Annotated in this window: 15 protein-coding genes; 9 read left to right on the top strand and 6 right to left on the bottom strand. The window is 70.7% G+C overall.

Annotated elements, in window-relative coordinates:
• Nucleotides 1-172 precede the first annotated feature (172 nt).
• A complete protein-coding gene (locus tag IEY33_RS04705) occupies nucleotides 173-2929 on the top strand; it encodes a hypothetical protein (RefSeq protein ID WP_188961115.1) in 2757 nt (918 codons plus the stop codon).
• A gap of 165 nt (nucleotides 2930-3094) precedes the next feature.
• Here the strand turns inward: IEY33_RS04705 and IEY33_RS04710 are convergent, their stop codons facing one another.
• The gene (locus tag IEY33_RS04710; RefSeq protein ID WP_188961116.1) at nucleotides 3095-3517 is read right to left on the bottom strand and encodes a VOC family protein; all 423 of its coding nucleotides are present in this window, start codon (nucleotides 3515-3517) and stop codon (nucleotides 3095-3097) included.
• A gap of 61 nt (nucleotides 3518-3578) precedes the next feature.
• Nucleotides 3579-3983, bottom strand: a complete 405-nt coding sequence (locus IEY33_RS04715; RefSeq protein WP_188961117.1) for a helix-turn-helix transcriptional regulator — start codon at nucleotides 3981-3983, stop codon at nucleotides 3579-3581.
• A 176-nt stretch (nucleotides 3984-4159) separates the two neighbouring features.
• Here IEY33_RS04715 and IEY33_RS04720 point away from each other — a divergent pair, with 176 nt between their 5' ends.
• The 7 genes from IEY33_RS04720 to IEY33_RS04750 all read left to right on the top strand — a co-directional run bounded on the left by IEY33_RS04720 (nucleotide 4160) and on the right by IEY33_RS04750 (nucleotide 12295).
• The gene (locus IEY33_RS04720) at nucleotides 4160-5179 is read left to right on the top strand and encodes a methyltransferase (protein ID WP_188961118.1); all 1020 of its coding nucleotides are present in this window, start codon (nucleotides 4160-4162) and stop codon (nucleotides 5177-5179) included.
• Nucleotides 5180-5612: 433 nt separating this feature from the next.
• Nucleotides 5613-6173 (top strand): hypothetical protein, encoded by a 561-nt coding sequence (locus tag IEY33_RS04725; RefSeq protein WP_188961119.1) that lies wholly within the window; start codon nucleotides 5613-5615, stop codon nucleotides 6171-6173.
• Nucleotide 6174: 1 nt separating this feature from the next.
• On the top strand, nucleotides 6175-7329 hold the full coding sequence (locus IEY33_RS04730; protein ID WP_188961120.1) for a glutathionylspermidine synthase family protein: 1155 nt from the start codon (nucleotides 6175-6177) through the stop codon (nucleotides 7327-7329).
• A complete protein-coding gene (locus IEY33_RS04735; RefSeq protein WP_188961121.1) occupies nucleotides 7326-8195 on the top strand; it encodes an ion transporter in 870 nt (289 codons plus the stop codon). The genes IEY33_RS04730 and IEY33_RS04735 overlap by 4 nt, the downstream gene beginning before the upstream one ends.
• A 485-nt stretch (nucleotides 8196-8680) precedes the next feature.
• The gene (locus IEY33_RS04740; RefSeq protein WP_188961122.1) at nucleotides 8681-9682 is read left to right on the top strand and encodes a hypothetical protein; all 1002 of its coding nucleotides are present in this window, start codon (nucleotides 8681-8683) and stop codon (nucleotides 9680-9682) included.
• A 255-nt stretch (nucleotides 9683-9937) separates the two neighbouring features.
• On the top strand, nucleotides 9938-10744 hold the full coding sequence (locus IEY33_RS04745; RefSeq protein ID WP_188961123.1) for a MerR family transcriptional regulator: 807 nt from the start codon (nucleotides 9938-9940) through the stop codon (nucleotides 10742-10744).
• 246 nt (nucleotides 10745-10990) lie between these two features.
• Complete coding sequence (locus IEY33_RS04750) at nucleotides 10991-12295, top strand: cytochrome P450 (RefSeq protein ID WP_188961124.1); 1305 nt, start codon at nucleotides 10991-10993, stop codon at nucleotides 12293-12295.
• 68 nt (nucleotides 12296-12363) lie between these two features.
• Here IEY33_RS04750 and IEY33_RS04755 read toward each other — a convergent pair whose 3' ends face one another.
• The gene (locus IEY33_RS04755) at nucleotides 12364-13548 is read right to left on the bottom strand and encodes an MFS transporter (protein ID WP_188961125.1); all 1185 of its coding nucleotides are present in this window, start codon (nucleotides 13546-13548) and stop codon (nucleotides 12364-12366) included.
• Nucleotides 13549-13769: 221 nt separating this feature from the next.
• Between IEY33_RS04755 and IEY33_RS04760 the strand changes: the two genes are divergently transcribed.
• Complete coding sequence (locus tag IEY33_RS04760) at nucleotides 13770-14150, top strand: MarR family winged helix-turn-helix transcriptional regulator (RefSeq protein ID WP_188961126.1); 381 nt, start codon at nucleotides 13770-13772, stop codon at nucleotides 14148-14150.
• 3 nt (nucleotides 14151-14153) lie between these two features.
• Here IEY33_RS04760 and IEY33_RS04765 read toward each other — a convergent pair whose 3' ends face one another.
• The 3 genes from IEY33_RS04765 to IEY33_RS04775 all read right to left on the bottom strand — a co-directional run bounded on the left by IEY33_RS04765 (nucleotide 14154) and on the right by IEY33_RS04775 (nucleotide 19939).
• Nucleotides 14154-17429: an alpha-mannosidase gene (locus IEY33_RS04765; RefSeq protein WP_188961127.1), complete on the bottom strand. Its 3276-nt coding sequence runs from the start codon at nucleotides 17427-17429 to the stop codon at nucleotides 14154-14156.
• A complete protein-coding gene (locus IEY33_RS04770) occupies nucleotides 17426-18826 on the bottom strand; it encodes a glycoside hydrolase family 125 protein (RefSeq protein WP_229670774.1) in 1401 nt (466 codons plus the stop codon). Before IEY33_RS04770 ends, IEY33_RS04765 begins: the two co-directional genes overlap by 4 nt.
• Nucleotides 18827-18961: 135 nt before the next feature.
• Nucleotides 18962-19939, bottom strand: coding sequence for an ABC transporter substrate-binding protein (locus IEY33_RS04775; RefSeq protein ID WP_229670775.1), 978 nt, complete (start codon nucleotides 19937-19939; stop codon nucleotides 18962-18964).
• Between the last annotated feature and the right edge of the window lie 2 nt (nucleotides 19940-19941).

Here is a 19941-nt window from a genome sequence, read left to right on the forward strand (position 1 = left end):
CTGCCGGGTTCATCGTTCGCCTCCGCCCGCGTCCCACGCCATCCGGCCTAGCCTTTGTGCCTCGTCTTTAGGCCAGCCGACGGACGCTGGACGCGCGCCCCCCGGGTAGGCTCTGGAGCGTGCCGTCCGCATTCCAGAACCCTGCCTCCATCTGTCCTGCCCGAGCCGCCTGATGGCCCGGCCGCGCAGTGTCCCGTCCCCGGAGGAGCAGCTCCGGCAGCAGCGTGCCCTCGGCCGTTCCGCGACCCGGGTGGATATCGTCCCGGCAGCGGCGGGGGACCCGGGCCTGAGCCTGTTCGCCGGACCGAGAACCGTGCTGGTGGGACCGACCGACTCCGGCCATGACCGCCTCCCATGGCAGCTGTACCCGGCCGACAAGCTGGACGGGGCGCTGCGGACGCTGCACGCACAGATTCTCGAGGAGGCGCACGCCCTGCCGGACCTGCTCGCGGGTCTGGATTCGGCTGATCCCGAGGCGGCCGCGCCCCGATCGGTGCACCGGCGACTCGGGCGGATGCTGGCCCTGCGCAGCATGCTCGAACTGGCCGCCGCCTGGGAGGACGCGCCCGCGCCCGGGCAGGTCGCGCCCGGCTGGACATCCGGCCCGGACCGCCGGGTCGGCGTGCTGCCGTGGCACGCGTGGTGGGTGCAGGTCCGGCAGGGCTGGCACCTGCACCACCTCAGCCGCTGGCACGCCCCGCACCGGGGACCCGGCCCCTGGAAGGACCTGACTGCCGCGTGGATCACCCGGGCCGCCCTGCTGGAGGACATGGGACCGGACGCGCGGCCGTGCTCACCGCTCTGCGCGACGCCGGAAGGCCGGGAGCGTCAGCGGACGGCCCGGCCGGACGCCCTCTCCCGGCCCCCGGGGACGCCCGTGGCGACGCGGGTGGACACCGACCCGGACGCCTTCGCGCGCCGCGTCAGGCTGGCCCTGAGTCTGATTCTCGAACCGGCCCTGGCGGGCTTCCTGCCGGACGAGGTGCTGGCCGCCGTGCAGGGCACGAAGAGCGGCACCGCCGCCCTGTCGCGCCTGCTGCCCGGCGTGACCGCCGGACCGGTACAGGCCCTGGCGTCCATGCTGCGCGCGCAACTTCCGCACTCGGGGCACTTCGCGTCCGGTGTGGGTGCCCGTTCCGCCGTGGCCGCCGGTCCCTGCCCTGTGCGGCGTGGTGCCTGGACAGCCGCCCGGGCCGCGTTCGTCTCGCCGCTCCAGTGCCTGCGGGCCGAGGCGGCCGCCGGTCCCCTGCACCTGCTGGTGCCGGGACTGCCGCACGCCGGTCTCGGCAGTCCTGCCCTGCAGGAAGAGCGGCTCTCCGGCGCGCTGGAGGAGGTCACCGATCTGTTCACGGCCGTGGCGGCCCTGCCGGCCGAGCAGACCCTGCCGCTGCCTGACCTGAGCGGGCTGCTGACCGGGCGGGGCTTCCTGCGACTCGGCACGCACGCGCCACCCCAGGCACGCACGGAACCGCTCCCGGCGACATTCGCCGCGGACGACGTGTGGCACCGCGAGCGGGCACTGGCCCTCCTCACGGTTCCCGGACTGACGGAAGCGGTGGCGGCCCTCCAGGCAGTGAACGTCGCCCGGGAGCGGGGCCTGTCGGACGCGCGGCGCGAGGTGTGCCTCGCCAGCGGACTGAGCGCCGGCGAGCTGGAGGAAGCGACCGGTGGAGAACGCGCCTTCGACCGGACGCCCACCGACGCCGGACTGGAGCGGACCCTCCACTGGTCCGGCGGCATCTGGTCCGTGGTGCTGGCCCGCCACCCGCAGGACCTGATCTCGGACGGCCGGACGCTGTCCCACTGCGTCGGCTGGGGCGGCTACGCCCACAGCGTGCGTGCCGAGCGGACCCGCATCGTCCGGGTCCTGGCGTGTGACCCTGACGGGCCGCTGCCGGTTCCATTGCTGACGCTGGAACTGAAGCGGGCAGGGGAGGGCAGCGCCCGCGCCCAGTCCGGCTGGGTGCTCGCTCAGGCGCGCGGAGCGAACAACCGCCCCCCGACCCGCGACGAGGCGGCCCTCCTCACCCTGTGGGCCAGAGAGGTCGGCGTCCAGCTGGACGGCCAGAGCGAGGTGGCGCCCCTGAACGCCGCGGCCGCCCGAGCGGACGCCGCGCGGCTCGCCGTGGACTGGGTCGCCGTGGACCAGGAGACGCTCCCGGAGGACGGGGAGGCGACCCCCACGCCGCCCCCGATCGTCCTGCAGGCCGCAGTCGCGCAGCTCGCCGCAGCGATTTCCGCCCGCTGGACCCCGGCCGCCACCCGCACCCACCAGGAAGGCCTGCGCCGCGTGGCGCAGCTCGTGGAGCGGGCCCGGCAGCACCTTCAGACTGAACTCCTCCGGCTGCACGCGGCCGGCGAGCCACGGCTCACCGGTTCGGTCCCCGGAGACGCCCTGCTGCCCGGCACGGGCCTCCTCACCCTGGCGCGCGACGAGCGGCCACTGCTGCAGGCACTCACTCAGGCCGGGCACGGACCCACGCGGCCGGTCGGCCTGCGCATCGACGCCCGAATCGCGCTGCAGATCGACGCCGACCTGCACGCCCAGGAGCGTCGGCACACCCTGGACCTGAGGCCCGGCCGGCGGCCCGGCGAGATCGCGCTGCACTTCGTGGCGGACGGCCACGGTTCCGTGAACACCTACCTGAGCCCGGCCGGTCTGATGAACACCGGACTGCTCGATCCCCTGCACGCCGGGGGCGGCGGGAGCTGGAGCTGGGGTGTCCCGCGCCGCCGTCAGGCCGGGCTGACGCTGCTCTCCTCCCTGCTCGACGAACCGCTCGGCCCGCTCGCCACGGCCGCCACCGCCGCCACCCGCCAGCCGGGCGACACCCTGCGCGCCCAGCTGCACGCCTGGACCGGCACGCCCGCCGCCCGGCGATCTCTCGCACACCACCGGAACCGCAACGCTTCAGCAAACCGGAGTTGACCGGTCCGGCCTGCAACGCAGACCCGGCGCGGCTCTCCCAGGCCCCAGGAAGGCCCGCTCACTCGGACGACAGCGGCATTCTCGCCACACGTTCGTCGGCGCTCGTCGTCCGCCTGTCTGAATGCTCAAGTCGGACCGGGGTCGGCCGGTGACCCTTCACGGGCGTCAGGGTGTGGGGGCAGACACCTCCTGAATACGGACCAGGTTCCCGGCGGGATCCCGGAACGCGCAGTCGCGCACGCCGTAGGGCTGAAGGACCGGTTCCTGCACGACCTCGGCGTCGCTGGCCTGCAGCCGTTCGAAGATGACGTCGAGCTCGGTGGTGGCCAGGATGATGGTGGCGTAACTGCCCTTGGCCATCATCTCGGCGACCGTGCGGCGCTCGTCGTCCGTGATGCCGGGTGTCGCCTGCGGGGGGTACAGCACGATCGAGGGGCTGGCCTGACCTTCAGCGCCGAGCGTGATCCAGTGAAGGCCGTTGTAGCCGACGTCGCTGAGCACCGTGAACCCGACGGTGTCACGCCAGAAGGCCAGCGAAGCGGCCGGATCGGTGTGGGGCAGAAACGACTGATGGATGGAGATGGGCATACATTCACTGTAGACAACGCGCACGCTCCGGCGCTTCTCCATTCCTGCTCCGGCGGTCACTTCACCGCACGGGCCGGGTCACCTGTTTCGCCACGCAGGGAGGCAGGCCCTGCGTCGTCCACCTCTCACGTTGCCGGTAGGCGCCGGGCGACACCCCGACCAGTTCGGTGAAGCGGGTGGTGAAGGTCCCGAGCGACGCGCAGCCCACCTCGAAACAGACGTCCGTCACGCTGAGGTCACCACGGCGCAGCAGCATCATGGCCCGCTCGATCCGGCGCGTCATGAGGTAACGGTACGGAGATTCGCCGTACGCGCGTCGGAACTGGCGACTGAGATGCCCGGCAGACAGATGCACGCCCCGCGCGAGTGCCTCGACATCCAGCGGCTGAGCGTATTCCCGGTCGATGCGGTCACGCACGCGCCGCAGCCTCGCCAGATCACGCAGGTGAAGACCAGGAGTCGCCATGCCCCCATCATGCCACCACCGTACGGCGTCGGCCGACCCTGCCGCACGCAGGATGAACGGCCGCACGCGGTGCGCGGAAGCGGGGCCCCACGCGGCCGCTGGACTTCGTGTCGCCCGGGCGTACACTGGGTCCATTCCCCAGCGCACCCGCCTCCGTTCGGGGACAGGAGGTCCTGATGTCGCTCCCGACTCCCCCCGGTCCCGCTTTCGCCGAGATGGCCCTCCTGATCCGTGGCTATCAGCTCTCCAGGATGATCCAGGTCGCGGTTGCCCTTGGCCTGGCCGACGAGCTGAGCGGCGGCCCGCAGTTCGCCCACACGCTCGCGCTGAGGGTCGGTGCGGACCCTCAGATGCTGCTGCGGCTGTGCCGGGCGCTGGCGGCGTTCGGGGTGTTCGAGATCGGCGCCGACGGCCGTATCGGGCAGTCCGTTCATTCGGCCACCCTGAGGAAGACAGCCGCGCCGACGCTGTACCACGCGGCCCGGTACTGGGACGCCCCCCACCAGAGAGAAAGCTGGGCGAATCTGGAACACGCCGTGAGGACGGGCAGCCCGGCCTTCGAAGGGGTGTACCACATGCCGAAGTTCGAGTACCTGAAGCTCCACGCCGACGAGGCGGATCTGTTCGACCTCTTCATGCAGCACGGTCCTGACGAACGTCAGGCGGCGGTCGCGGCCGCCTCCGACTTCACGGGTGCCCGTGTGGTCGTCGACGTCGGAGGCGGCAACGGGGCCCTGCTGGCTGCGGTCCTCGGCCGGTACCCGGAGGTTCGTGGCCTGCTGTTCGATCAGGAAGCGGTGGTGGCCGGCGCGGCGCGCGCACTGGGCGGACTGGCGGAACGGGTCGAGATCCAGGCCGGGAGTTTCTTCGAGCGCGTGCCGCCGGGCGGGGACGTGTACCTGCTGTCGCTGATCCTGCACGACTGGGACGACGCGCACGCCCTGAAGATCCTGACGAACGTCCGGACGGCGATGCAGCCACACCAGCGGTTGCTCGTCATCGAACGGGTGCTGGGCGAGACAGAAGGCCCCGATCCCATGACCTTCCTGTCGGACATCAACATGATGGTCAACCTGCACGGCCGGGAACGCACCCGTGAGGAGTTCGCCGCCCTGTTCGGGAAGTCCGGCTTCGGACCGCCCCGCCTGTACCGCACCACCTCACCGTTCCTCGTCGTCGAAACCTGGAGCGTCTGAGCTCCCTTCTGACACGGTGTTGAGCTGAACTTCTGGAGTTCAGCCGAGCAGAGCGAGTACAAAAAAGTACGGTTCTGAGGAGAGGGAAGGGGTATCGGCGGTGTTCCCGCCATCCCTGAAACCGGATCAAAACCGTAGGACATCGTCAGGAAACGAGTTCCGGACCGTTCGTCCCTTCGCGGTCAACTGGACTCAGTTGATGTTCTACGGCGTGCCTCTCTGAGATCAGTCTGCCGACCATGCCCGCCACGAGGCGAGCCGGCGTCTGACCGCGTGTCACCGACCTGCGGTTCCTGACGGGCGAACAGGGCAGGCCACATCTGTCGCATCTTCCTTCAGGCCGCACCTCTAAGATGAACGTGATGTCGGCCCGGACGCACCGCCTGCAGAACGCGGGGCCCGTGCTGTTCCGGTGCCCGGAAAAGGATCCCACATGAAACGAAGCCAGATCATTCACCTCACGCTGCTGACCGGCATCTCGACCCTGACGGCCTGCGGCTCGCACGACACCGTGCAGGTCCCACCGGTGTACATGCGGACCGCCTACGCCAGCAATCAGGCGTGCCTGCAGGAGTACCGGAACATGGGCGGCCTGGATACGCCCTGCGTGCAGCAGAACGGGTCCTGGTACGGTCCGTACGGGTACCACACTGGCAGCAACTGGTACTACGTCGGCTACACCAGGGCCGGGAAGGTCATGACCAGTGGCGTCACCTACAACCGCGCGAGCGGGAAGATCAGCGCTTACCGGGACGTGAACGTGCTCGGCAGGATCGCTGCGGCGGTCAGCCGTGCCGCCCCGAACCGTACTCCAGTCGGTGCCGCCACGTCCGCTCGCGGGACCTTCGGCAGCAGCACCTCAAGGTCCGCCACGGTCAGCAGCACCTCAGGGACCAGCACTGTCAGCAGCACCACGTCCAGTCGCCGCACGTTCAGCAGCGCCGTCAGCCGTGGCGGGTTCGGCAGCAGCAGCCGCGGCAGCTTCGGCGGCTGACGTGCAGCGCGTCACGCTGCCGCCCCGGCCGGACGCGGCGCAGGCGCTGCTGAACGTCGGGATCGACTGGGCGACCGGGGGCTACTGGCAGGAGCAGGCCGCCTACGCCTTCACGGACGAGGAGATCACCCGGATCGAGCAGGCCGGGCAGCGACTGGTGGACCGCCTGATTGAAACGGCCGGTCACAGCATCGAGCACGGACGACTCGCGGAACTCGGCATTCCCGCCTGGCTGCATCCGGCCATCGAAGCGTCCTGGAATCGCCGTGACGAGAGCGTGTACATGCGGCTGGACCTCGCTTTCGACGGGCACGCCCTGCATCTGCTGGAATGCAACGGGCAGACCCCGACCTCGCTCATCGAGGCGAGCGTCGCGCAGTGGCACTGGCTGGAACAGCAGCAGGCCCTCGGGCACCTGCCGCCCGGCAGTGACCAGTACAACCGGATTCACGAGGCGCTGCTCGAACAGTGGCAGCACCTGCAGGCGCGCGGGGTGACGGACGTGCATTTCGCAGCTGGCGACAGCCGCGAAGACTGGGCGACCGTCACGTACCTGCGGGATCTCGCCGTGCAGGCGCACGTCAGCACGGCCGCACTGAACGTCGAAGACCTCGGCGTCAGCCCGGAACGGCTCACGCTGGTCGGCCTGCGTGGCGAGGAGATCCGGCACCTGATGTGGCTGTGGCCGTTCGAGTTCGCGTGGGAAGACGTGGCTGCCGAACAGCTCAGCCGCACCCGCACCCGTTTCATCGAGCCGCTCTGGAAGGCCGTGCTGTGCAGCAAGGGCCTGCTCGCCCACCTGCACGAGCGTTACCCGGACGACGAGAACGTCCTGGCAGCCAGCCTGAAACCCGGCACCCTCGGCGGTGAAGTGGTCCGCAAGCCGCTGTACTCCAGGGAAGGGCAGAACGTCACGATCATCGGCGCGAATGCCGACGCCACCCCCGGGCATTACGGGGACCTGCCGGTCGTCGAGCAGCGGTACACGTCCCTGCCGTCCTTCCCTGCCGCCGACGGGAGTGTGCGGTACCCCGTGATCGGCCTGTGGGTGGCGGGCACTGAGGTCTGCGGGATGGGCGTCCGGGAGGCGGCCGGGCGCATCACCGACGACCGGGCGAGCTTCGTGCCGCATTACCTGCTCCCGGGTCAGGCATGACCGTCCGGCCGCGCCTGCAGGCCCGGGTTTTCGAGGTTCTCGACCCGGACGACCGCCCCGCCCCGATCGAACGGGCCCTGAACCTGGCGCTCAGCGCCCTGATCGTGCTGAACGTCGCTGGAGTGGTCCTGGGGTCCGTCCCGGCCGTCGAACGCCGCTTCGGCGCGGGTCTGCACCTGCTGGAACTTTTCAGCCTCGGGGTGTTCAGCGTGGAGTACGCCGGGCGCGTCTGGACCGCGCCGATGAAATCAGGGGCACTTCCCGGCTGGCGAGGGCGGCTGCGCTGGATCTTCAGCGTGATGGGCCTGATCGACCTGGGCGTCCTGCTCGCCCTGGCACTTCCCGGGTTGGGCGGACTCACGGCCTTCCGGAGTCTGCGGCTGCTGAAACTGGTCAGCATCCTGAAATTCGGGCGGTATTCCGGGTCGCTCAGCCTGATCGGGCGCGTGCTGCGCAGCCGACGCGAGGAGCTGCTCACCACGGTCCTGATCGTTTTCGTGCTCGTGCTGATCGCCGCGACGGCACTCTTCAACCTCGAACGCGGCAACAAGGGCTTCGAGTCGATTCCGGCCGCCATGTGGTGGGCCATCGTGACGCTCACGACCGTGGGGTACGGCGACACCTACCCGCTCACCGGGGCCGGACGGGCTGTGGCCGGCTTCGTGATGCTTCTCGGGATCGGCATCGTCGCCCTTCCGGCAGGCCTGATCGCTTCGGGCTTCAACGAGGAACTGCAGCGGCGCAAAACTCCGGGCACCGGCGCCCCGGACCAGGGACACGCCCCCACCCCCTTCTGTCCTCACTGCGGCGCACGCCGCATTCCTGATCAAGCTCCGACCGAACCGTTCGTCACGCCGGACCCTTGAACGTCCGCCCAGGCGAGCATACCGACAGGGTGTGTCGGCAGACTTGCGAGCCGGGCGACGTTCACGCCGGATGCCAGGCACAGGTCCCGGCCGGATCGACTGTCAGTTCTGCCCGTCACGGTTGAGCACGAGATCCGCGGTGTCCAGCACGACCTGCAGTCACTCCCGGTCACTGCAGCAGGACGCGGTGACATGGCAACGGGTCTACCGGCACGTCTTCGTGGTCGACGTGGCCTTCCCGCACGGTGCGTCCGCGCTGCTGCATCCAGGCCCGGGCACTTCGTTTGGGCCCACTGCGCCGGAACACGTTGCTGACCCTGCGTCCAGCCTACGACGCTGGCTCTTCGCGGCCATGCCGCCGTTTCCCTGCCCGGAGCTGAGTGCTCCGGCGTGCTCGACGTCGAAAACGCCGTGGCGCTACCCTGGGGCATGTCTCCGTCATCTTCAGGCCTGCCTGCAGCTCACGTTCAGGGAACACGCTAGCGGTGCCGGGCGCCCCGTGGGAGCAGCCGGGATGGGAACAGCATGCCCGGGCATGGATCGCCGATCAGCTTGAACGCTATGGCCTGCGTTGTGACGGGGAGATCGAGCCGGTCCATCGCCTGCCGTGGTCCAGGGTGCTGAGGGTGCCGTCCGGACGGGGCGACCTGTACTTCAAGGCCTCCCCGCCGGTCTTCGGGCATGAACCGGCCCTCACGCGGACCCTCGGTCAGCTGTTCCGGGACCGGGTGCCCGAGGTGCTGGCCGCGGACCCGGAACTCGGCTGGCTGCTGATGAAGGACGCCGGAATGACCCTCCGTTCCGCCGCGTCGGGCGACGAATGGCTGCGGTGTATGGACACCGTCTTCGCCCGGATGGCGGTACTTCAGATGGGGTGCGTGGATCACTCCCCGTCGCTGCTCGCGCTCGGCGTGCCGGACCGTCGCCTTGCCGGCTTGCCGGAGCACTTCGCGCGTCTGCTGGATGAGCAGGAGCACACTCTGACGCCCGCGCCTGACGCCCTGACCCCGGGCGAGATCCGGGAGGGCCGCAGGCTGCTGGGGTCCTTCGCTGATCTCTGCTCGGACCTCGCCTCGCGCGGCGTGCCCGAAACACTCCATCACGACGATTTTCACGACGCGAACGTCTTCGTGGACGTTCGCCTGCAGCGGCCGAGGGTGGCGGACTGGGCGGAAAGCGCGGTGACCCACCCCTTCTGTACGCTGACGGTCGGACTCCGCAGCGCCGCGCACAATGCCGGGCTCCTGGAGGACTCACCCCGGCTGGGACGGCTGGTTGACGCCTACCTGGAACCCTGGTCGGCTCACGGGACGCTGCCCGAACTGCGGGAGGCGCTGAACCTGGCGCTGCGGGTGGGGCGGATCGTCCGTGCGCTCACCTGGGCACACCTGACCGCTTCTCTCCGTCCTGCCGAGCAGCGGCAGGAGAGCGCGGCTCAGGGTTGGATCCGGATGTACCTGGACGCGGAACGGCACCTGCAGGCGTGAGCGTCCGTGTGACGTGCGGAAAGGCCGTGTGACCTTCAGCGGGAAGATTGAAGGGGCCTTACCCTGAAGGCGACCCTGCCGTCCTTCGTGACTGCTCCGGACGCGGCGCTCGGCGGCGTTCCACCCGGGTCAGCTCCGGCCCTCGACCGGCGGTGACCGGACGCTTCGAGCGGTCCCGCACCGCTGCTTCACTGTGCTGCGCCTTCAGCTGGGGGGTTGACCTTCCTGTGGCTGGAACTTGTAGCGTGTCTGCGTATGCGAGGTCGCCTGATCATCTCCCGGTTCGCCGTCCTGACCGGTCTGTCTCCGAAGACCCTGCGGTACTACGACGAGATCGGCCTGCTGCGACCTGCGGACGTGGACGACCTCAACAGCTACCGGTACTACAGCGTCACGCAGATCGACCGGGCTGTCCGCATTCGTCGGTGGCGCGAACTGGGCCTGCCGCTCGAAGAGATCCGGGACCTGATCGAGCATCCGGCCCGCGTCAGGGACGTGCTCTCCCGGCACGAGCGGCGACTGGGCACTGAAATCGAGGAGCGTCAGCGGGCGCTTTCGGTGCTGCGCACCTACCTTCAGGAGGACCCGATGAACTACCGTACCGAACAGATTCCCGCCCGACAGACCCTGAGCATCCGCACGCGCCTCCACCCCCCTCACTATGAGGTCATTCCGGAGGCGATGGGGGAGCTGATGACGCACGTCAAGGCCAGAGGCTACCTGGTCGATCGCCCGAGTTTCTTCGTGCACGACAACGACGACCAGGGTGAGGGCAGTCTTCTGGAGGTCTGCGTTCCTGTCGTGGGGAACGTCGAGGGTGACGGCCGGATCGAGGTGAGGACGTTCGAGGGAGGACGGGCGTTCATCGGGCGGTTCGTCGGTCCTTACGACAAGACGGGGGCCGCGTACTACACGGTGGTCGAGGAGGCGTTGCGGCGTGAACTCACGATCACGGGCGTGACCGCCGAATTTCACGTCAAGGGCTTCTCGGATACCCCCAATCCCGAGGAGTACGAGACAGACATCGCGTTCTTTCTGGAGGAGGGGGGTGAAGACGGCTGACGGGACCCGGCGGCCGGGGCAACGCGTGGGCTGAAGTGTCGGGAGCGCTGTGCCGGATTGAGCCGGTTCGGCGGCAGGACGTATCCGCCGGGGACGGCCGTTCAGGAGGCCTCACCGACGAATGGTCAGGCCGGGAACGCCCTGGGTCTGGAGGGAAGCCTTCCGCTCCCGCCCATGAGTTACCGTGGGGAGACGAGCATCCGCCGGTCACGGTCCGTGATCCGCTTCATCTGCCCAGGAGGACGTATGACCCACCACCAGATTCCCGTGGCTCCCGGCCTGCCCCTGATCGGCAGTCTGTTCCCGATGATTCGGGACACCGAGGGCTTTCTCGCCGCGCAGTACCGCCGGTTGGGCCCGTGCTTCCGGGTCAGCGTGCTCAACACCTCCATGGTGGTGCTGGGTGGTCCCACGGCCGCTGAAGTGATGGCGGGCAACACCGGAGAACTCGATGCCTGGAAGGTCTGGGAGGGCATGATCCGCGAGTTCGGCGGGCGGCAGGTGCTGACCATGCTGGAGGGAGCCGAGCATCAGAAGTACCGGGCAGCGACCCGGAACGGTTTCGCCAGGAGCCGGGTGCTCGAACAGCTTCCGCTGGTGATGAACCTGACCAGGGAGGCGCTGGACCGCACGAACGTCAGTGGGCACCTGAAGGTGGTGCCGTTCGCGCAGCGGCTGGTGGCCGACTGTATCGGGACCCTGACCCTGGGCCGGAAGCCCGGAGTGCACCTGGCTGATTTCATGACGTACTGGCATACCCAGCTGGCGGTCCAGCTGGTCAAGTCGGCTCGCCCGTCGGCGCTTCGGCGGCCCGCCTACCTGAAGGCCCGGGCCAGTGCCCGCGCGTTCGCTCAGGAGGTGCTCGGTCAGGACGCACGGGCGATGACGTCCACCTACGTCGATGACCTGCGTACCCTGGCCCGGACCCAGCCGGAGCTCATGAACGACGAGGAGCTGCTGTTCATGATGCTGATCCCGTACGTGGCCGGGCTGGACACGGTGGTGAACGTGCTGTCGCTCAGCCTCTACGAACTGTACCGGCGTCCGGAGGTGCTCGCCCGAGTGCGGGAGGAGGCGCGCCCGCTGGTGGAGGCGGGCCTGCCTGCCGCCCGCCTGCGTGAGTTGAAGGTTCTGCACGCGGTGGTGCTGGAAGTCATGCGTCTCTACCCGATTGCCAACAATCTGCTGAGGTACGCCACCCGTGATTTCGAGGTCCAGGGGTTTCCGGTCCGGCAGGGCGAGCAGGTCCTGATGGCCCTGTTCGCGTCTCAGTGGGATCCGGACCTGTTCCGGAATCCCGATCAGTTTGACGTTGACCGTTTTCTCGATCCCCGGAACGAACACCGGCAGAAGGGGGCCTTCCAGCCGTACGGGTCGGGGGCGCACACCTGTCTGGGCGCGGGCATGGCAGAGGCGCTGCTGGCGTCGATCCTGGCGACGGTGGTGACGCACGGCCGCTTCGAGCTGTACCCGAAGGCCTTCAGGATGAGGCCCTTCCACTCGGCGAACCTCTCACCGGATCTGCGACTGACGCTGCGCCGACTTCAGTAGCGGTCCCGTCTGCTGTGGCGTCAGGTCGGCCTTGCCGGGGGTTCCGGCGGGGTGCGGGGTTGTGTCTGTCAGTCGCTGGCCTGCAGGCTGGGGTGTGGGTGGCGGTCGAGGCGGGCGCTGAGCAGGGTGAGCAGCAGACCGCCCGTGACGAAGAGGGCGCCGATCCAGGGGGTGGCGCGCAGGCCCAGGGTGCTGCTGACGACGAGGCCGCCCACCAGGGCACCGACGGCGATGCCGAGGTTGAACGCCGCGATGTTCAGGGCGCTGGCGACGTCCACTCCGCCGGGCGTGTAACGCTGCGCGAGCTGCACCACGTACACCTGCAGGCCCGGGACGTTGGCGAAGGCGAGGGCGCCCATCAGGAACAGGGTGACGACGGCGAGGGCCGGGTGCGGCGCGGTGAAGGTGAAGCCGAGCAGCACCACGGCCTGCGCGAGGAACAGTCCCACGAGTGCGCGGACGGGGTCGCGGTCGGCGAGTCGGCCGCCCACGATGTTCCCGATGGCGATGGCGACCCCGTACACGAGCAGCAGGACGCTGACCATGCCGGCACTGAAGCCGCTGATCGTTTCGAGGACGCTGCCGAGGTAGGTGAAGGTGACGAAGGTGCCGCCGTATCCGAGGGCGGTCATGCCGAGGACGAGCAGCAGGCGCGGGTGCAGGAGGACGCGTGCCTGTGTGTTGAGGGGGGTGGCCGCGCCGCGCGGCAGGGTGCGGGGGAGGAGGGCGCCGGTGGCGAGCAGTGAGACGACGCCGAGTGCGGCGATGATCCAGAAGGTGGCGCGCCATCCGAGGTGCTGGCCGACCCAGGTGCCGGCGGGCACGCCGAGGGCGGTGGCGAGGGTGAGGCCGGCGAACATGGTGGCGATGGTGCTGGCGCGTTTCTCGGGTGGGACGAGGCTGGCGGCGATGGTGCTGCCGACGCTGAAGAACACGCCATGCGCGAGGGCGCTGAGGATCCGTGCCGTCATGAGCAGCGCGTAGTTGCCGGAGAGGGCGGCGGCGATGTTCGCGCCGGTGAAGAGGGTCATCAGGCCGAGCAGGAGGTGCTTGCGGGGGAGGCGGCCGGTGAGGGCCGTCAGGATGGGGGCGCCGATGGCGACGCCGAGGGCGTAGCCGCTGACGAGCAGGCCGGCGCTGGGGACGCTGACGCCGAGGTCGGCGGCGATGGTGTTGAGCAGGCCGACGACGACGAATTCGGTCGTGCCGATGGCGAAGGCGCTGACGGCGAGGGCGAGGAGGGCTGGGGGCATGGGAACTCCTTCCGGGTGAGGGTCCGGCGGGCCGGGCGGGGTGAATGTGTTATCCTTTCACATGCTTGCGCAAGCAATCTTTGCGCGCGCAAGTAAGTTAGTCCGGTCGAGCAGACCTGTCAACCCCCGGCCCCCCGGCTCCACCTCCGCCCGCCGTTTCCCACTCCCCCGACGCCGCAGGGCACCCGCGGTCCCGCCGGATCAGGCACACTGGAACGCACATGACCGAACTCGAACACCGCTGGCAGACCCTCGACCGGCACTGGCAGACCCTCAACCGCGCCCTCGAACAGGCCCTTCAGCAGCACGCCCTCAGCGTCAGCGAGTACAGGGTGCTCGTCGCCCTCGAAGCCAAACCCGACCACCACCACCGGATGCAGGTCCTCGCCGAACTCGTCGGCCTCTCCCAGAGCGCGACCACCCGCCTCGTCACCCGCCTCGAAGCGCAGGACTGCGGCCTCCTCGCCCGCTACATGTGCGACACCGACCGCCGGGGCGTCTACACCGAGATCACCGCCGCCGGCCTGCAGAAACTCGCCGCGGCACGCACGACCGTCCACGCCACCCTCGAACGCCACCGAGGCGAGCTGCCCCCCGGCTGAAGGTCAGGACGACCGCGTGACCTTCAGCGTGACGATCTCGAAGGGCTTCACCCCGAAGGTCACCCGGCCCTCCGTCACGTCCAGCGCCCCGTCCTCCAATGCATTGTCGCCTGAAGGGTCTTCGAGCAGGTTCACGCGGCACGCGCCCGTCAGGCCCGCGAGGTGCAGGGTGGCGCGACCGCGCTCCCCGTGCGCCTCATACACGCGCACGATCACGCCGTCCCCGTCCTCGGCGCGTTTCAGGGCGCTCAGGACGAGCGGCAGGCCCGACACGCGCAGCGGCGGCGCGGCGTCCCGCTCGCCCGGCAGCACGACGAGCGGACTGTTGAGGTCCAGGCCCTCCCGCACCGTTCCGGCCGACCGCCAGTCGCCCGCGTGCGGGTAGAGGGCGTACGTGAACTCGTGCGGTCCCAGGTCCGCTTCCGGGTCGGGCCACATCGGGCCGCGCACCACGCTCAGCGCGAGCGTGCCGTGCAGGGCGCTGTGCCCGTAGCGGCCGTCGTTCAGCACGGACAGGCCCGAGCCGGGTTCGGAGAGGTCCAGCCAGCGGTGGGCGCTCACCTCGAACTGCGCGGCGTCGTGCGGCATGTTGCGGTGGTTCGCGCGGGCCTGCGCGCCCATCGCGGTTTCCGCCCACGTCTCGTGCGCGTGCAGGGTGGTGTGCGTCACGGCGCGCAGCAGCATGCGCCGCTCGTGCCAGTCCACGCGGGTCTGGACGTCCAGCCGCTGCCGGTCCGCGTGCAGCGTGAAGTCGCGCACGATCACGCTCTCCCGCCACGCCTGACGGACGCGCACCGTGGCGCGCAGCGGGCCGTCCTGCAGGACCTGCACGGTGCAGGGACCGTCGAGCGGGCGGCCGTTGGCGTGGTCTACCGTCTCGTCGAGGCCGTGCGCGACGTCCCACGCCTCCCAGGCGTACGGCAGGTCCGGGTACGCCAGCAGGCGGTGCCCGTCCGTGCCGAGCATCTCGCGGTCCTGCCGCAGGTCCGTCAGGTGCGTGAGCGTCCCGTCCGGCCCGATCACGGCCCGCAGGCCCCGGTGCGAGAGGACCGCGCGGTCGCCCTCCAGCGCGGCGCGCACCGCCGCCTCCGGGAGGCTCGCCGTGAGGTGGGCGTGGCCTGGGGCAGGGTGGTCAGAGGTGGCGGGTTCCGTGACGAGCGTGACCTGGCCGCACGCGGGAACCACGTGCCGGTCCGCGTGCACGAGCAGGCCGCCCTCGACCTCCTGCGTGGGGAGGCGCTCACCGTTCAGCGTGACGGTCACGTCGCCCGCCACGTCCGGCAGCACGGCCGTGAGGGGCCGGTCCCACAGCTGCGGGTTCGCGACCGTCCAGCGGTCCTGGACAGCGCGCTGCCCGGCCTGCACCAGCTGCCCGGCGCGCGCGACGACGCCCTCCAGTTCGGGGAGGGCCGTGTCGTACACCTCACGGATGCTGGAGCCCGGCAGGATGTCGTGAAACTGGTTGAGCAGCACGGCTTTCCACAGCGAGGCGAACACGTCCGCGCCCACCTCGCCGCTCCAGGCGGTGAGCGCTTCGGCCTCCATCAGGCGGTGCTCCGCCTGCCGGTTGAGCCGCTTCACGCGCGCCTGGGCCGTGAGCGTGCCCCGGTGCAGCTGCAGGTACAGTTCCCCGCGCCACACCGGCAGCCCCGCGCGCGGCAGGCGTGCGAAGAACTCGTCCACCCGCGTCATCCGCAGGCGGGGGAGCGCCGGGAAGTCCCGCAGCACCCGGTAGCGCTGCAGCATCTCGCCGGTCGGGCCGCCCCCACCGTCTCCGTACCCGAAGGTGAAGAGGCTCTCCGGGGCGCGCTCCTCCCACGCGGGCAGGGCGCGTCCGCGCGCGTTCCCCCACGCGCCGAGCAGGTCGCCCGCCTGCACGTCGCCGTTGTACCCGCCCAGGCCGGGACTGTGCCCGCCGGGATTGTCGACGCTGTGCGCCACCACGCGGCTCCCGTCGAGGCCCTCCCAGTGGAACAGGTCGTGCGGGAAGCGCGTCTCCTCGTTCCAGTTGAGTTTCGTGGTGAAGAATCCCGTCACGCCCGCCTGCAGCAGCAGTTGCGGCAGGGCGGGCGTGAAGCCGAAGGTGTCGGGCAGCCACGCGACCGTGCAGGTGCGCCCGAACGTCTCCCGGAAGTACCGCTGGCCGTACAGGAGCTGCCGGGCCATGGCCTCGCCGCCCGTCATCTGCGCGTCCGGCTCGACCCACATGCCGCCCACCGGTTCCACGCGCCCCTCCTGCACGCGCTCCCGCAGCTGCGCGAACAGCTGCGGGTCGTCGTGCTCCAGCCACGCGTACAGCTGCGCGGACGACTGGTTGAACACGAAGTCCGGGTCGGCCCGCATGAGTTCCAGCACCGTCCCGAGCGTCCGCTGCGCCTTGCGGCGCGTCTCGTGCACCGGCCACAGCCACCCCAGGTCCAGGTGCGCGTGCCCGCTCAGCGCGAGCTGCCCGCGCGCCGGGAACCTCTCCCGCAGGTGGGTCAGACCGGCCCGCAGCTCCGCGAGGGCCTGCCGGACCCGGACGAGCGCGTCTTCCGGCAGCGGAGACGCGGCGGGCAGCGGGTCCGGCGCCCGCCAGATGCCCTGCGTGAACGCTTCACCGCCGCCCAGCGCGTGCAGCCGCGCGAGGTGCGCGTCCGCGCCGCTCGGCCAGTCCAGGCGGCGCAGCACGCCCTCCGTCACGTTCAGCAGCGCGTCCGTCACCTCCGGATCACGCTCCTGCAGGGCGCGCGCGGCGGACGCCGTGACGGAGAGCGTGAGCGCGAGTTCCTCCACGTCCGCCTGCGGGACGCTCAGGCGCGCCGCCTCCAGGTGCGGTCTCGGGACGGGCGACCCGAACAGGCCGCGCGCCACGGCCTGCACCTCAACCGTCACGGAAGCGCCCGCCGAGACGCCCGTCCCGAGCGGAAGGCGGCGATGGTAGGGGTTCAGGCCGCCCCGGTACACCTGCTCGCCGTCCACGCTCACCGTCACGAGCGCCTCGCCGCCCACGTCGAGCTCCAGCACGAGCATCCCGCCCGTCAGGGCGTCCGGGACGCGCGCCGCTCCCCGCAGCAAGGCGGGGGCGTCCCGGCCGTCCGGGCCGGTGACCGCAGTCGGGCCGGTGCCCGCCGTGCGTGCCGGCCACGCGTCCCCCACCCGCAGCGGTGCCTGCGGCCCGCCCGGCGCCTGGAAGGTCCAGTCGTCCACCGTCACCCACGTCCGGTCCCGCCACGCGCCGATCGCCTGCACCTGCGCCTCCAGCGCCCGCAGGCGCCGCTCCGCGAGGGAGAGCGTCACGCGCTCCTCCCGCCGTCCACGGCGTGCAGGACCGTCTCGGCGAGCAGGCTGTTCGCCCACGCGAACCACGGGCGCGAGTACACGTCCGGCGCGTCCGGGTCGAAGGACTCGTGCATCAGGTCGGTCCCGGCGGTCGTGCCCGCCAGCACGCGCAGCAGGTCCCACGTCTCGGCACGCCCGGCGTCGTCCGGCTGCGCCGTCAGGGCCTGCATGCACAGCGCGATGGGCCACACCCGGCGGCCCGGCGTGTGCGGACTGCCGACACCGGCCGCGTGCGCTCCCGCGTGCCGGTGCGGGTTACTGGCGCTCAGCACGAAGTTCCGGGTGTTCAGGTACAGCGGGTCGTTCGGCGAGCAGTACCCGAGGTAGGGGAGGGACAGCAGGCTCGGCACGTTCGCGTCGTCCATCAGCACATGATGCCCCAGGCCGTCCGTCTCGTACGCCCAGATCCGCCCGAACTCCGGGTGCTCCACCGTGCCGTGCGCCTCCAGGCCCGCCTGCACGCTGCCGGCGAGTTCTGCCGCGCGCCGCGCGAGCTGCGGGTCGCCGTACACGGCCCGCGCGAGGTCCGCCGCGCGCCGCAGCGCGACCACCGCCATCGCGTTCGCGGGGATCAGGTACGGGTACGTGCACGCGTCGTCGCTCGGCCGGAACCCGGACCAGATCAGGCCCGTCACGGCGCACGGCGCGCCCCGCCCCGCGTCCGGGAGGGTGTCGGTCGGCAGGACGCAGTACTCGGCGGGCCGCTCGAAGGTGTACGCGCTGCGGGCCGCGTGGTCCTGCTCGGCCGTCATCACGTCCAGGATCACGTCCAGCGCGGGCCGCAGCGCCGAGAGCGGGTCCGCGTCGCCCGTCTCCCGCCAGTACCGCCAGGCCAGCAGCACCGGCGCGCACAGGCTGTCCAGCTCGAACTTGCGTTCCCACACCTCCGGGCCCGGCGCGGGTCTGTCGAAGGAGTACTCGCTGCCGGGGTGCCGGTTGAAGGCGTTCGCGTACGGGTCCTTCAGCACGAGGTGCGCCTGCTGCCGGATCACGCCCGCCACCAGGGCGCGCACCTCCGCGTCGTGCGCGCACAGCGGCAGGTACGGCGAGACCTGCGCGGCCGAGTCCCTCAGCCACATGGCGGGAATGTCGCCCGTCACCACGAAGGTCCGCCCGTCCCCCAGGTCCTCCAGCGTCGTCTGGAAGGTGTTCGGGTAGCAGCGTTCGAACACCTGCGCGAGCTGCGGGTCGTGCGGCAGCGCTGTCCGGACGCGGGCGACAGTGGCGTGCATGGCGGGCGTCAGGGCGCGCCGCGCGTCCGGCATGGGCGTGTTGTGGACGGGCGGCTGAGCGGGCCGGGGCGGCGTGACGGAAGGCTGGGCGGCGGGCGGGCGGGCGTCCTGAAGTCGATTCACGCGGGAAACCATCCTGAGCGCGACCCCGTTCCGGGGCCGGGAGGGAAACGGAGAGGGCAGCGCCGCGCGCCGGAAGCGGGACACGCGGCGCGCAGCGAAAGACGGGCGGGGCAGGGGAGTGCGCCCCGCCCGGCCTCAGTTGCAGCTGGACTTGTACACGTACTGCGAGAACGCGGGCAGCTTGATGTTGCTGACGGTGAGGCCCACCCCGCCTGTCGGGATGTTCTTCGGGACGCTCTGACCCATCAGGGCGCGGCGGGCGTTCTCGACGGCGAGGGCGCCCATCTCGGCGGGCTTCTGCGCCACGATCGCCTGGATCTGCCCGGCCTTCAGCGACTGCACCAGGGCGGGCGCCGCGTCGAAGCTCACGACGCTGATCTTCTCGCGCCGTTCCTGCGGCAGCTGCCGGATCGCGCCGGCCGCGACGAGCGCCTCGTTGTTCGCGATGAGGAACATGCCGGTGATGTCGGGGTTCGCCGCGAACGCCGCGCTGAACGCGGACGCGTCCTCGCTCGCCCCCTTGTACACCACCTTGATGTTGCGGTGGTTGGCTTTCATCTCGTCGAGGAAGCCCTGGATGCGGTCGGCGACGGTGGTGATGCCGGGCGTGATGGGCGGCACGAGCGCGGTCCCGGTGTTGCCCATCAGTTTCGCGAGGGTGCGGGCCGCTTCCGCGCCGAGCGCGCGGTTGTCGGAGGAGATGTTCGTCACCACGAAGCTGGAGTCCGCGAGGCGCGTGTCCACCCCGATGATCTTGATGCCCTTGTCGCTGGCGGCCTTGAGCGGCGCGTACAGGGCGCGGCCGTCGTTCACGGCGATGGCGATGGCCTGCACGTTGCTGGCGGTGACGGCGTTCACGACGGGCGTCTGCATGGTGGCGTCCCAGCGGGGCGCGCCCTGCACCGTGAGCTCCACGTCCCCGAGGCGGCGGGCGGCGGCCTGCGCGCCGCACTGCATGGAGGTGTAGAAGTTGTCGGTGGTCGTGCCGAGGATCAGCGCGATCCGGTACTTCTTGCCGCTGGCCTGCGCGTGCGCGGGGCTGACGGACGCGGCGAGCGTGAGAGTGGCGGTGACGGCGAGGGCGGCGCGGGCGATCATGGTGTGCTTCTTCATGC

Origin of the sequence: Deinococcus aquiradiocola, from assembly GCF_014646915.1 — a bacterium.
Lineage (GTDB): Bacteria > Deinococcota > Deinococci > Deinococcales > Deinococcaceae > Deinococcus > Deinococcus aquiradiocola.